Source organism: Xanthomonas sp. NCPPB 2632 (assembly GCF_041228075.2).
Lineage (GTDB): Bacteria > Pseudomonadota > Gammaproteobacteria > Xanthomonadales > Rhodanobacteraceae > Luteibacter.
Window position 1 is genome coordinate 2,604,629 of the sequence record NZ_CM192979.1, and the last position, 13,098, is coordinate 2,617,726.

Annotated in this window: 6 protein-coding genes; 5 read left to right on the top strand and 1 reads right to left on the bottom strand. The window is 61.1% G+C overall.

Annotated features, from left to right (window positions below; all coding sequences use genetic code 11):
- Window positions 1-575 precede the first annotated feature (575 nt).
- The 5 genes from AB8808_RS11330 to AB8808_RS11350 all read left to right on the top strand — a co-directional run bounded on the left by AB8808_RS11330 (window position 576) and on the right by AB8808_RS11350 (window position 12,218).
- Window positions 576-2,177 (top strand): MBL fold metallo-hydrolase, encoded by a 1,602-nt coding sequence (locus AB8808_RS11330; protein WP_369929419.1) that lies wholly within the window; start codon window positions 576-578, stop codon window positions 2,175-2,177.
- A gap of 33 nt (window positions 2,178-2,210) precedes the next feature.
- Complete coding sequence (locus AB8808_RS11335) at window positions 2,211-2,912, top strand: carboxylesterase family protein (protein WP_369929421.1); 702 nt, start codon at window positions 2,211-2,213, stop codon at window positions 2,910-2,912.
- A 23-nt stretch (window positions 2,913-2,935) separates the two neighbouring features.
- Window positions 2,936-4,723 carry an ATP-binding cassette domain-containing protein gene (locus AB8808_RS11340; protein ID WP_369929423.1) on the top strand — a complete coding sequence of 596 codons (1,788 nt, stop codon included), beginning with the start codon at window positions 2,936-2,938 and terminating at the stop codon, window positions 4,721-4,723.
- Window positions 4,724-4,766: 43 nt separating this feature from the next.
- Entirely contained in the window at window positions 4,767-9,062 is a 4,296-nt protein-coding gene (locus AB8808_RS11345; RefSeq protein ID WP_369929425.1) for a glucoamylase family protein, read from the top strand.
- Window positions 9,063-9,158: 96 nt separating this feature from the next.
- Window positions 9,159-12,218 (top strand): efflux RND transporter permease subunit, encoded by a 3,060-nt coding sequence (locus AB8808_RS11350; RefSeq protein ID WP_506193213.1) that lies wholly within the window; start codon window positions 9,159-9,161, stop codon window positions 12,216-12,218.
- Between the two features lie 475 nt (window positions 12,219-12,693).
- Here the strand turns inward: AB8808_RS11350 and AB8808_RS11355 are convergent, their stop codons facing one another.
- Window positions 12,694-13,059, bottom strand: coding sequence for a hypothetical protein (locus tag AB8808_RS11355; protein ID WP_369929428.1), 366 nt, complete (start codon window positions 13,057-13,059; stop codon window positions 12,694-12,696).
- Window positions 13,060-13,098 lie beyond the last annotated feature (39 nt).

Sequence of the window (13,098 nt, forward strand, 5' to 3'; positions counted from 1 at the left end):
TCCGTGTAACGAAATGTTCATCCATAACCACCGGTGCCGTTTGCCTGGGCGAAGACGAGACCATTCGTAACGTCGCCACCTGTCGCTACGACAGGGGCTACCGTGAGTAAGCAGGTAACGATGGGCCTCGCAAGTAATTTCTTGAGAACTACCGAACGCAAGGGCGTCACGCATATCAATCCCCTCGACGCCAACACGCCATCCCATGGCCCATGCAAAACTGCCACCATCAACTAATCGTGTCAACCACTGCATCGATGTTCCGATTGTGAAGATTACGATGTCGGAGGTGAAAGAAAATATTCACATCGAACGATCGAGCAGTCGTTACATGATTTACGTCGCGTATCGCAATCAGACATGTTGCCATCGACGAATAGTGCAGGCAGACTAGGAAAGTCACGCAAGCTCAAGTTGCCATCCGCAGCCTTGCGAATCGCCATCGATCTTTCAGGCAGTCTCATTCGCCACTGCTTCTTGTTTCGTGATGTTGCTTGCGCGGTCCAGGGTCGGATCAGCTAGACGTCCTCCCCTCGCCACCGTGCCTCGAGAAAGTACACGGGGAAACCAAGGATATGAAGGGAAACGCGGACGATCTCGTCTATCTCAAGCGCGGCACCAAGCTGAATCCCGTCGTCAACGGCTGGTACGCGTGGACACATCTCGTATCGCCTCTTCAGCGGGCGATGAACATTGCATTCCGCCACGTTCCATTGATGCGATCCTTCGTTCGCAACCCTGACACGCATATCGCAGCCATGCGTGACAGCTCGCTTTATGGCGGCCCGTTCGTCGAACTCGGCACCGATGACGTTCCTGCGGTGGAAGCATTACTGGAGCACACGTTGACCGCATGCGCCCCGCTCATCAACCTGGCCAGGGACTGGAAGAAACTGGATGAGCATCTCCTCGCGAATGCGCGCGGTCACTCGCTGAACGACTTCCATGCCAACGTACCCGATTCGCTCGGCGGTCTCGTGGAATTTTTTTACGACATCAACAGCCAGCCGAAGCTTCGCGTCATCGAGGAGCTGCTCTACGCAGATCCCGTTTACAACGACAACTACCAGGTCGTCTTGTCTCATGCCCACGAGGATGAGCGATTCTTCTTCATGAGCACGCCGCTGGTGCCGAGGCCTACGGACCTTGTGCTCGACATGCGGTTCGACGACCCCAGGATAGACCTGCTTTCCGCACTGCGCACGCATGGCAAGCCCTATGCGGAGGTGGTCAAGGCGCTCGACATCCCCGAATCGCACCTTGAACTCCTGGACACCTTCCTGACCACCGCGGGACCAGGGCGGGAGAATCGACCATTCGATGGTGAAGGCGCGAGGATGCGTTACTTCGGCCATGGCTGCGTGCTTCTCGAATCGAAGCACACCAGCGTGCTGATTGATCCCATGTTCGCGTGGAACGATGGCGACGACGATGGCAGGTATACATACAACGACCTGCCGGAGCATATCGATTACGTCGTCATTTCCCATAACCACCAGGATCACTGTGCGCCGGAGATGTTGCTTCAGCTCCGTCACAGGGTCGGCCTTTTCCTGGTGCCGGCCAACAATAGCGGCAGCATTACCGATCCGTCAGTCCGGCTCATGCTCAATGCGCTTGGCATCGCCAACGTCCGCGTGATGAACGCTTTCGACGCGGTGGAGATAAACGGGGGCCGGATAACCAGCCTTCCGTTCCCTGGTGAACATGTCGATCTGGATATCTATAGCCGTCACGGGGTCCATGTGGAGCTCGAGGGCAAGGCGTTTGGCTTCCTCGTCGATTCGGATGGTTGGGACCCCAGGCTGTTCGCCCGCATTGCCCGCAGGATGGGCCGGAGAATCGATGCCCTGTTTATCGGGATGGAATGCCACGGTGCTCCACTGACCTGGCTGTACGGCCCGCTACTCACCAAATCGATAACACGTCGCGACGACGAATCCCGCCGCCTGTCGGGCCTGGACAGCAAACGGTCGCTCAAGGTCGTGGACGAGTTCGACGTCGGCCGGGTATACGTCTACGCAATGGGCCAGGAGCCATGGCTCAAGTACATCATGGGGTTGCAGTACACGCCCGACAGCATTCAGCTGAAAGAGGTGGCGTCGTTCCTGGAGCTGTGCACCGGGCGGGGATTGCACGCCGAGAATCTCTACATGAGTCATTCCGTGGAATTCTGAATCACGCCGGCTACTGACACGGCAGGAGAACACATGAACGACGCAGCCTGGCAAGGTCGCCTGATATCGCGCGCGACGACGGAACCTTTCAGCACGGGACAACATCACCGCCAGATCGATGCGACCATCGAGAAGAAAATCGAATGCCGGTTCCTTGTCCATGTGCCGGCCCAGGTGGGTACGCGCGAGTCGTGGCCTCTCCTGGTCTTTCTGCACGGCATGGGAGAGGGAGGACGGAACCTCGACGCGGTGAAAATCCACGGCCCCCCGATGATCGCGGAAACGGATCCGGCGTTCCCCTTCATCGTGGTATGCCCCCAATCCGAGAAGGACGTCTATTTCGATATGGACGTATTGAACGCCACGCTCGACCTCGTACTCCAGGATTTTCCCGTTGACCCGTCGCAGGTGTACCTGACCGGCTTGAGCAGCGGCGGCATTTCCACCTGGGCATGGGGATCGAGCAATCCGGAACGCTTTGCCGCGATCGCCCCGGTATGCGGCTGGTGGCGCCCGGCAGACGCCGAACGCTTCAAGGACCTGCCCGTCTGGGCGTTTCACGGAAAAAAGGACGACCTGATCCTTCCGGAGCAGACCGAGAACATGGTCGATGCCATCAACAAGGCAGGCGGGAATGCCAGGATCACTTTGTATCCGGAAGCAAACCACAACGCCTGGAGCGAGACATACGCCAATCCCGAGCTTTACGACTGGCTGGTGTCCCACCGTAGGTGAAGAAGATTGAGGATAAGGCGCCCATGCTGTTGACCCAGAGTTTACGATTACTTCGCACCCTGCTCCGCCAAACCTTCTCGCGATCCCAGGTTCGCTGGCTGGTGGCATCGACCGTGTTGTCCATTGCGGTCGTCCTGGTGCAAACCCTAGGCCCCCTGGCGTTGAGATCCACGCTTAATGCGGCCTCGTCAGCGAGTTACACCAAGGCACTCACCGGCGTCGCCATTTTCGCCGTCAGCCTTGGCGTGAGCCGTATCTTCCGCAATATGTCGGCCCTCTGGTTCCAGCGCTATTCGGAACGATGCCGCACCCGGATTTCCGAGCTGGTTTACGACCACCTTCTCCACGTATCGCACGAGTATCACGCGCAACGCGACATCGGCGGCTTGATGAGCCATGTCAACGAAGGTATCGCTGGCGCGCTGGCCGCCCAGTCCACGATCTTTTTCGGTCTGCTTCCGCTCCTGTTGAACGTGGTCGCTGTCGGCGGCGTTCTGCTTACGTTTCACCAGCCCGGAATCCTGGTGATCATGGGCGTTTTCTGTATCGCATATACCTTTATTTTCAGGCGGGGACTCATGGCCCAGGGCGCCGTGCAGGCTACCGCCATCCATAGCGATGCAGCAGCCGCCGGCGCGCTGACCGACGCGCTGGTCAACCATGAAACGATCAGGATGTTCGGTGCGCAACGCTCCACCGCGCAACGCATATCGGATGCCCTCGGCCTGCGGGAAAAGGGATGGATCGCATTTCATCAGGTGAGAGCCAACCATGCGCACGTCCTGAACGTGCTTTATACCGGCTGCTTCCTTGCCATCATGATTCTGCTGGCCGGGCAGATCGCCGGTGGCGCCATGAAGGCCGGCGATTTCATCATGCTGATGCTCTATGCGACGCAGCTTTTCGCACCACTCGAAGCCGTCGGCGCGACCATGCAGGATATAGCGCATGCCCTGGTCAACATAAGCAGGCTGGCGCCCATCATCGACGAACCGAGGGAAGGCACGGGCGGCGAGACGCACCTCGCGGAAGACGATGGATTCCAGCTATCCATCCGCAATCTCTCGTTCTCCTACCGTGAAGACCGCCCGATCCTCCAAAATATCGACGTGCATGTGCCGAGCGGAGGGACCTTGGCCATCGTCGGCGCGAGTGGTTCAGGCAAGACGACCTTGAGCAGGCTGATCTTCGGCCTGTATGCGCCGGCTTCCGGCTCGATCGATGTCAACGGCATGAGCGTCGCCGGGTTCGACCGTGCCAGCTTCAGAAGCGCGATCGCCATCGTTCCGCAGGATACGGCGTTGTTCAACGACACATTGCGGTTCAACATCGCCATCGCCAGGCCGGGTGCCACCGACGCCGAACTGGCGGCAGCAGCCCGCCTGGCCGGGCTGGATCCGCTCCTCGCTGCCCTTCCGCAAGGGTGGGATGCGCTGGTTGGCGAACGGGGGCTTCGTCTTTCGGGAGGCGAACGACAGCGGGTCGCCATTGCCCGCGCCATCCTCAAACGCCCCAAGTGCTTCATTTTCGACGAAGCCACGGCATCGCTCGATACGCGGACGGAGCGGCTGATCCAGGCGAACATCGACAGCGCCTCCAAGGGCGTCACGACGATCATCATCGCGCACCGGCTGTCCACCATCGTCGCTGCGGACCACATCGTGGTCATGGATGCAGGGACGGTCGCCGAACAGGGCTCGCACGAGGATCTCCTCGCCCGCTCCGGCATCTATGCGGACATGTGGAGGGCGCAGAACGCCCCACGAAGCGTCAAGAGCGAAAGCGAATACGCGACATCGCTGGATGGTTGACCCGGACGCCCGGCTGGAAGTGCCTCGACCCAAGGAGCCCAGGATGAACCAAGATACCGTTGCCGATGTATCCATACTCAGCCTCGATGCCGATCCTCCCTCCCCGTCACTCCCCCCCGATCCCAAGGAGTCGCACGGGCCCGGGGCTACGTCGCCGACCGCCATCCGGCTTGCTCATGAGCATGCTCTTGTCGCATGGCGATACCGGAATCCATCCGAATTACGCGAGCATGCTCGCCGGGCTTTCGCCAAGTACCGCAAGGCCATGGCCAGGGCTTCCGACATCGTCGCGGCCTGTCCCAACCTGCAGTCGTCCCTGGGCACCTTTCTCGATAACGAGTATTTTCTTACCGCATATGCGACATCAGTCAGCGATACGCTGACCGCCAGGCAGTCCACCGTAATGCCTGGCCAGTATCGCGAGGGGACATGGAGCATACGCGTCCTGGATGTATGCGAGGCGCTTGCGACATCGACTGCCGCCGTCGTCGACAAGGAGTCGCTCTCCGCATTCTTCGCGTGCTACCAACGCGTGCAACCGCTGGACCTGGCCGAACTGTGGTGCGTGCCCAGCCTATGCGCCCTCGCACTGTTCCAGCTGATCGAAGCGCAGATCTCATCAATCGACATGCTGGAGGCATCGTACGCGGCCGAGGCCGGTTGGCCAGGCGAGGCATCGATCTCATGCCTGCATAGCGCGGTGGCAGCCCTGAGGTTTGTCGCGAATGCCAGGTGGATCGATATCGTAGAGGGCTTGAGCCCGACACGGGATATCCTCGCGCAGGATCCTGCACGCTGTTTCGAGCGCATGGACATTGCGACCAGGAACAGCTATCTCACCGTCGTCTCGACGATGTCTATGACATGGCGTATTCCCGAGGCGACCATCGCCGGGCAGGCCATCCGCTTGTCTTCCCTTGCACAAGGGGCGTTGCCCGACCCCGGGCGACGCGGCCATGTCGGTTATTTCCTCATCGACGATGGCGTCGTCGAACTGGCCCGCGCATTGAAGAGGCGACCTCCGCGGCAAGCCAGCCAGGCCGTTTCCAGCATCCCGGGCGCAATCGCCTACCTCGGCTCACGCGTGGTTGCGCATGCCCTTTGCGCTGGCCTGCTGCTGGTTGCGCTACTCAGGGAGGGGTGGCCGATCGGCGGGGCGTTGGCTCTCGCCTTCCTGGCCAGCGTGGCCTCGTACACCATCGTCGGACAACTCGTGAGTTACATGTTCTCGCGAGGCCCCCACCGCCCTCCGCTCCCCCGCATGGATTACCGGCAGGGCATCCCCGCCGTCGCGGCGACCATGGTCGCCGTACCCTGCCTGCTGGAGGATGACGACACCGTAGTCCGGCTACTTCGGCGCCTCGAATCCCAATACCTTCGCAACCGTTCGGCCCATATCCACTTTGCACTGCTCACCGACCACACCGACGCCCCCACGCAGGCCACGCCGGGCGATCAAGCGCTGCTGGCGTTGGCCACAGAAGGTATCCGGGGGCTCAATGAGCGATACGGGGGCTGTAACGGAGAATCGATCTTTCACCTCTTCCACCGCGGCCGCCGTTACTGCCCGACGGAAGGACGCTGGATGGGATGGGAACGGAAGCGGGGCAAGGTCCGCGCATTGAACCGTCTCCTTCTGGATGGAGACCAGGGCGCCTTCGACGCCATGGTGGGAAAACTCCCCACTTACCGGTTCAGGTATGTCATCTGCCTCGATAGCGATACATTGCTACCGGCGGATGCGGCCGGAAAGCTGGTAGCGACGATCGATCACCCTCTCGTGAAGCCATTGCTGAATGTCGAGGCGAGGCGCGTCGATGCCGGCTACGCCATCGTGCAACCGTACGTGGCAACGATGCCGCCGATGCATGGGGGAACTGTCTATTCGAGGATATGGGGAGGCCATGGAGGTCTCGATCATTACTCCCTCGCCAAAGCGGACCTCTACCACGACCTGTTTGTCGAAGGATCGTTCATCGGCAAGGGAATCTACGATATCGAGGCCTTCGAACGCTGCCTGGCCGGCCGTCTTCCCGAAGGCCGCATACTCAGCCACGACCTGATCGAAGGGTGCTTCGCCCGGTGCACGGTCGCCACCGACATAACCATCCTTGATGAGTACCCGGCCCAATCCTCCGTCGATATGAGCCGTAAACAGCGCTGGATACGCGGCGACTGGCAGATCGCGGCATGGTTGGGGCACCAGGTCCCGACGGACGAAGGAAGCCGCGCCCGGAACGACCTCTCCCTTGTCTCGCGCTACAAAATATTCGATAACCTCGCCCGCAGCCTCGTACCACCTGCGACACTGCTCGCACTCTATGTGGGCATGGCGGAGCCAGTAGGCCACCTCATGGCGATCGTCGCCCTGGCCGCCATCTTCCTACCCGGTGCTGCAAAGATCGCCGCTTTCCTGGTGTCTTCCCTGCTGGCGCGCTCCAGGCAATTCCGCCAGCCCGATGTCTCGCGAGAGATCGCGCACTCTTCGGTGATGATCCTGTTCGAATTCGCCTCGCTTCCACGCGTTGCGTTATCCAACCTCATGTCCATCGTGACGACGCTATGGCGGCTCGGCGTCACTCACCGACATCTCCTGGAGTGGCGCGCATCCAGCCAGGTGGCCGCGGCAGCCGCTCGACAGGCTCATGAGGCCGTGGGTTTCTGCACGGCGACCAGTTGCATCTCTTCGGCATGCATCGGCGTGCTCGCTCTCATGTACCCGGGCACATGGCCTCTTGCGGCATTGTGCATCTCGGCCTGGATGGCCGCTCCCTTGCTTGCGCGCGTGCTCGGACGCCCTCCTGTTCCTGACGTCGTCGCCCAGCCCGACGCCGATTACCTCCGCAGGATGGCATGCCTGTCGTGGAGTTACTTCGTCGAATCCGCGACGGAGCAGAACCATTGGCTACCTCCGGACCACGTCCAGGAATATCCGGTAGCCAGGGTGGCGCCGCGAACGTCGCCGACGAACATCGGGCTGGGACTCCTTTCATGTTGCGCGGCCCACGACCTCGGGCAAGCCGGCCTACGCGGTACGTTGCGCAGGCTTTCAAGCACGCTGAAAACCCTGGCGCGGATGGAACACCATGCATCCGGCCACCTGTTCAACTGGTACGACACACGCAGCCTCCACCCCGAGGAACCGAGGTACGTATCCGCGGTGGATAGCGGAAACTATATCGGGCATCTCATGGTGGTGCGCCAGTTCATTCGCGAGGCGCGCGATGCTCCGCGAATCGTGACAAAAGGGCTACAGGGTCTTGGTGACCTGTTCACCCTCGCGCGGGAATCGGAAAATGTTCCCGGCATCCTCGCTGACAAAGCCGGGGCCATCGCTTCGTTTAGCGGGGATCCGAAGCGGGATGGCGACGATTTACGCTTTTGGCTGGAATCCATCGTGCACTCGCTGGCCGATGGCCAACACGGGCGCTGGCACCAGCGGATAGGTGAGCTTGCTGCAGAACTGCTGGAAGATATCGCGCCGCCGTCCGCCCTGGAAGCGGAGCGTATCGAACGCCTGATCGAAGCATGCAACCGGGAAATTGCCGCTGACTTCGGTGTGTTCTTCGATCCGGGACGCCAATTGCTCCATCTTGGCATGGACGGGTGGTCAGGCATCTGCGATGCCGGGCACTATGATATGCTCGCGTCGGAAGCAAGGTTGGCTGCCTATGTCGCGATAGCCAAGGGTGATGTCCCCGCCACGTCCTGGTATGCACTGGGGCGGCTCCATACCGAATCCGATGGTGAACTGGCATTGCTTTCATGGAGCGGCTCCATGTTCGAATACCTGATGCCCGACATCGTCATGCCCTCCATACCCGGAACCCTCTTGCACCTGAGCATGGCGGCAGCCGTTCGTCGACAACGCCGGCAACGCCCGGTGGTGGGCATGCCCTGGGGAGTATCCGAATGTGGCTATGCCGACCTGGAACCAGACGGAGGCTATTGCTATCAAGCTTTCGGCATTCACAGCCTCGCGCTCAAGCCCGACCTCGGCACCCGGAGAGTCATCGCCCCTTACGCGTCCTCTCTTGCCTGCCTGGTCGACGTGGCCTCGAGCGTGCCCAATCTTCGCCAGCTCGAGGCCATGGGTGCATCCGGCCACTTCGGTTTTCATGAGGCGGTCGATTTCGGCGAAGCGGGCAACCCACCCGATGCCGCCGCCATGGTGCGCGAAGTCATGGCACATCACACGGGCATGTCGCTGGCCTCGTTCGCTTCCGCCGTCACGGGCGGCGCGATGCAGGAGCGATTCCTCCGTGATCCGGAACTCGGTGCCGCCGCATTGCTGCTCGCGGAGCGAAGGCCCGCGCGCTGTGTGCTCGCCACCCGTTGACCACGTGGCCACCTATCCCCGGCCACGGGTCCGTCACATCATGATGCCATGCGCCTCCTTACAATCCTCCGCCCCATAGGTGTCACACTGCTGTGCATGGGCATCCTGATTGGCGGCGTCCTCGCTTATCACAGGCTCGCTGTCGCCGCGCTTCCTGACGTCGATCTACCGCGCATCTACGTCCAGGCTGAACTGGCAGGCGCCAATCCCCAGGTCATGGCGACGTCGGTCATCGCGCCGCTCGAACGCGGTCTGGCCCAAATGCCCGGCGTGGAAGCTCTATATTCGAGCAGTGCAGGCGGCACCGGGTTCATACAGATAAGCCTGGACCGTGGCTCCAGTATCGAAAGGGCTAAACTCGACGCCCAGGCGGCGATCAATCGCGCGGTCCCGCTGCTTCCAGCTGGCATGGCCTCGCCGCCGACCGTGTATTCGTACGACAGCGGCGTTGCGCCCGTGATGCTGGTGGCAATGGTTGACACCCGCATGTCGCGCCAGTCGCTTTACGACATCGCCGACCGGACGCTGTCACCCTACCTTGCTTCCCTGGATGGCGTCGCCGGTGTCAAGGTATTGGGAGGCTCGCCGAATGCCATTCAGGTCGATCTCGATGCGACCGCACTCGTGGCGAAATCGATAGTGCCCAATGACGTGGCCAATGCCATCCGTGCGGCCAGTCCGGGCCTGCCACTCGGCCAGCTGACGACCCCCACGGGCACGCTGACCATCGACGCAAGCGACGTGTTGAACGGACCACGCGAGTTAGCCCGAGTGCCCGTGCTTGCCAGGTCAGGAGTGGTATCGCGTCTTTCCGAGGTAGCCGATATCCGGCTCGCGCCACTGGATCCTTACCAGCAGGCCTGGCTCGGTGCCAAGCCTGCTGTTTTCCTGCTCGTCAACAAGAAGCCATCCGCCAACGCCATCGCCACCGCCGCGTCGATCCACAGGCAACTCGACATGTTGTTGCCCATGCTCCCCGCCGGCATCGAAATCCATGCCGTTTTCGACCTGACCGATTCGACGAAGAACGCGGTGGACGAGGTGTTGTGGTCGCTGGTCTTCGGAATCGTGGCCGTCGTGGCCGTCGTCTGGTGTTTTACCCGCAGGATGGCAGTGACGCTGATCGTATCGGCCAGTATCCCGCTGACCCTGGCGGCCACGTTTGTCGTCATGCTCGCCCTGGGCTACACGTTGAACCTGGTCACCCTTCTCTCGCTCGCCATTTGCGTCGGCCTGGTCGTCGACGATTCGATCGTGGTGAGCGAAAACATATTCCGCCATGTAGAGGATGGCATGGACAGTGGCGCGGCAGCCGCGGCAGGCCTGCGGGAAACCGGCTTTACCGTTGCCACGATTGCCCTTTCCCTGATCGTCGTGTTCATTCCTGTCCTGGCTGGCCAGGGCGAGATCTTCGATCTGCTTCGGCAGTTCTCGGTGACCCTGGCCGTCGCGATAGCGATTTCCGCGGTGATCTCGCTTACCGTCGCACCGGTATTCTGTGCCCGTTATCTCGGTGGCCACATGACGGATCAGCGCCCTCGACGTCCATGGCAACTCAAGGTGGCCCGCTACTACGAATGTGCGCTTGCGTGGACGCTTCGGCACCGACGTATCGCGCGCCTCCAGCCCTGGCTGATGCTCGCGCTGACCGTGGTGTTGTACTCGCATTTCGTGTCCACCGGTGCCCTCGGGTACGTGCCGCAAGAAGACACTGGCCTTATACGAGGCGTGGTGCGGCTTCCCCACGGTATGTCGCCGGATGAGACAGCCTCTTCACTGGCACGCGTACGCGAGCGGGTGCTTGCCGACCCGGACGTCCGTTCGCTCTCCACGGTATCGACCTCACCCGGTGCCAATACGCTGTACATCGAGCTCAGGCCGCGAGGAAATACACCTGGCCACCGGGGCTCATCGATATCTCAGGTGGTAAGGCGATTGGGGCGAACCACCTCGGACATGATCAATGTGGCGGTGTTCTTCAATGCGGTCCAGTACCTTGGCAACGGGAGTTCGGCGGGACCTTCCATGCCCGGCTTGCCGAACAGCTTTCAGCTTCTCTCGCTCGGCGGCCAGGACCTCAAGCCCTGGATGAATCAGCTTACGCGGCGAATGCGGGCAGGCGGCGATTTCGACGCCGTTGACGAGGGAACGGATGATTCCCGCCAGGAGTACAGGATGGTCGTGGACAGGTCGACCATGTCGCGGCTCGGCCTTAGCATGGCAACCATCGACCAGACGCTTTACGACACCTTTGGCGGCCATCCGGTCGCCACCCTGCCAGGAGCCGGCAACCCAATACAAGTCGTCCTGCGAGCTGATTCACCGGGTGGGCAATTTCCCTCGGCGCTGCTCGACATGCAAGTAAGGTCGAACCAATCCGCCATGGTGCCTGCCTCTGCGTTCGCACGGATTGAGACCGACGCCTCCGACAACGCCATCGTTCACCAGAACCAGATCGAGGCCAGGGAGATCGGGTTTTCCATGCGCGATGGCCGATCTGCAGCACAAGGTATGGAAGCCATCCAACAAGCGGCCAGAGACATCGGATTACCTGGAGACATACGTATCCTGGCAGCCGGCGAGGCATTGCAGACCCAAAAGGCCCGGCAAAGCGGTCTCGGGCTCGTGTTTGCCGCCATACTGGCCGCTTATGTCGTCCTTGGCATGCTCTACGACAGCCTGCTACACCCGCTCACGGTCCTGTCGACCGTGCCGGCGGCCTGCGCCGGAGCCCTGATGGCTACCGCGGCAACACACAACGAACTCAACCTTATTTCCATACTGGCCATCCTGCTGCTCATCGGCATCGGCAAGAGGAACACCATCATCCTCGTCGATTTTGCCCTTACGGCAGAACGCACGCTGGGGCTCTCCCCGGTCGAGGCCATTCGCCGGGCAGCCATGGAGCGTGGCCGGCCCATCGCCATGACCACCGTAGTGGCCATCGTGGCAGCGCTTCCGCTAGCCATCGGGCTTGGTCCTGGATCGGAGTTGAGGGTTCCCTTGGGCATTGCCACTGTCGGCGGTCTCATCGTCTCCCAGTCGAACGTGGTGTTCGCCGTGCCTGCGATCTATCTCTGGAGCCACGACGCGAAACAGTGGTGGCGGACCTCCTGGCTCCGCACGTGGGCTACCCGTTGCGCATCACCGTTCTGACGACATCGTGCAATAGGGCTGCCAAGGCGATTCGTGAGCGACGGCTAATTGCATTGTTACCGGAATATCCCATCCCCGAGCAGCAAATCAATCTGCTCTATCCCTCGCATCGTCACCCTTCCGCAATCGTCCGCGCGTACCTGGATTTCTGCCAGCGGCACGTGTCTCAGATGATTGATGCGACAGTGACCAGAACGTAGCCCGCTCCGCTTGGCCCGCATCAATCGGCCTTCGGCGCGCGCTCCGAACTGACGCCACTCGCGTTCTTGGCCCGTCCATCCCTCCCCCGTACCAATCGACCGGGTATGGGTCGAAAGCCACCCCTCCCCTAGCTGCTATAGCAAACGAGGTTCCTGGGTCGGAGTGGCCCCCGATTCGCTGCGCGGAATCGCCACCCCTGTCACGGTCACTGTGGAGATCCGTGGTGGGTCGACGGCAACCTAGTGGATGTTCTACCGCCGTTGTGGCTATAAAGTTACCTGGGGGTGGTAACTCGAAAGAGCCGGCCGAGTGCTTGGCGGATTTCGCTCTCGTCGCTGTAAAACACCTGACCGCTGCCATCTTGAATTTGCTTCGATTGGTGGAGCGCTTTAAAGCTTGCCCAATGTTTCAAAAAGCGTGCCCGATGCCATGCCGACAGGCAATGCGCGAACCGATCCACCTCGTGATCCGAAGGCCAGGGGCCGTACGGCGTGGGCCGTTTCATCTCCTCGATCAGCCAACGGCGAATGGGCGACACAGCTTCGTTGAACTCCTGACGCTTATCGCGGCCGATGGCCAACCAATTGCCCAGCACAAGGCCGAGAAGAAACGTAAGGAGGCTAAGCAGTTCCGAGGGCATCGATGTATCCCGCGAGGATGGGAGGGCTTCGAATACCGG

Bases quoted from the DNA above. Each gene is read 5' to 3' on its own strand.
- AB8808_RS11340 (WP_369929423.1), top strand. From the start codon at position 2,936: ATGCTGTTGACCCAGAGTTTACGATTACTTCGCACCCTGCTCCGCCAA.
- AB8808_RS11335 (WP_369929421.1), top strand. From the start codon at position 2,211: ATGAACGACGCAGCCTGGCAAGGTCGCCTGATATCGCGCGCGACGACG.
- AB8808_RS11345 (WP_369929425.1), top strand. From the start codon at position 4,767: ATGAACCAAGATACCGTTGCCGATGTATCCATACTCAGCCTCGATGCC.
- AB8808_RS11355 (WP_369929428.1), bottom strand. From the start codon at position 13,059: ATGCCCTCGGAACTGCTTAGCCTCCTTACGTTTCTTCTCGGCCTTGTG.
- AB8808_RS11330 (WP_369929419.1), top strand. From the start codon at position 576: ATGAAGGGAAACGCGGACGATCTCGTCTATCTCAAGCGCGGCACCAAG.
- AB8808_RS11350 (WP_506193213.1), top strand. From the start codon at position 9,159: ATGGGCATCCTGATTGGCGGCGTCCTCGCTTATCACAGGCTCGCTGTC.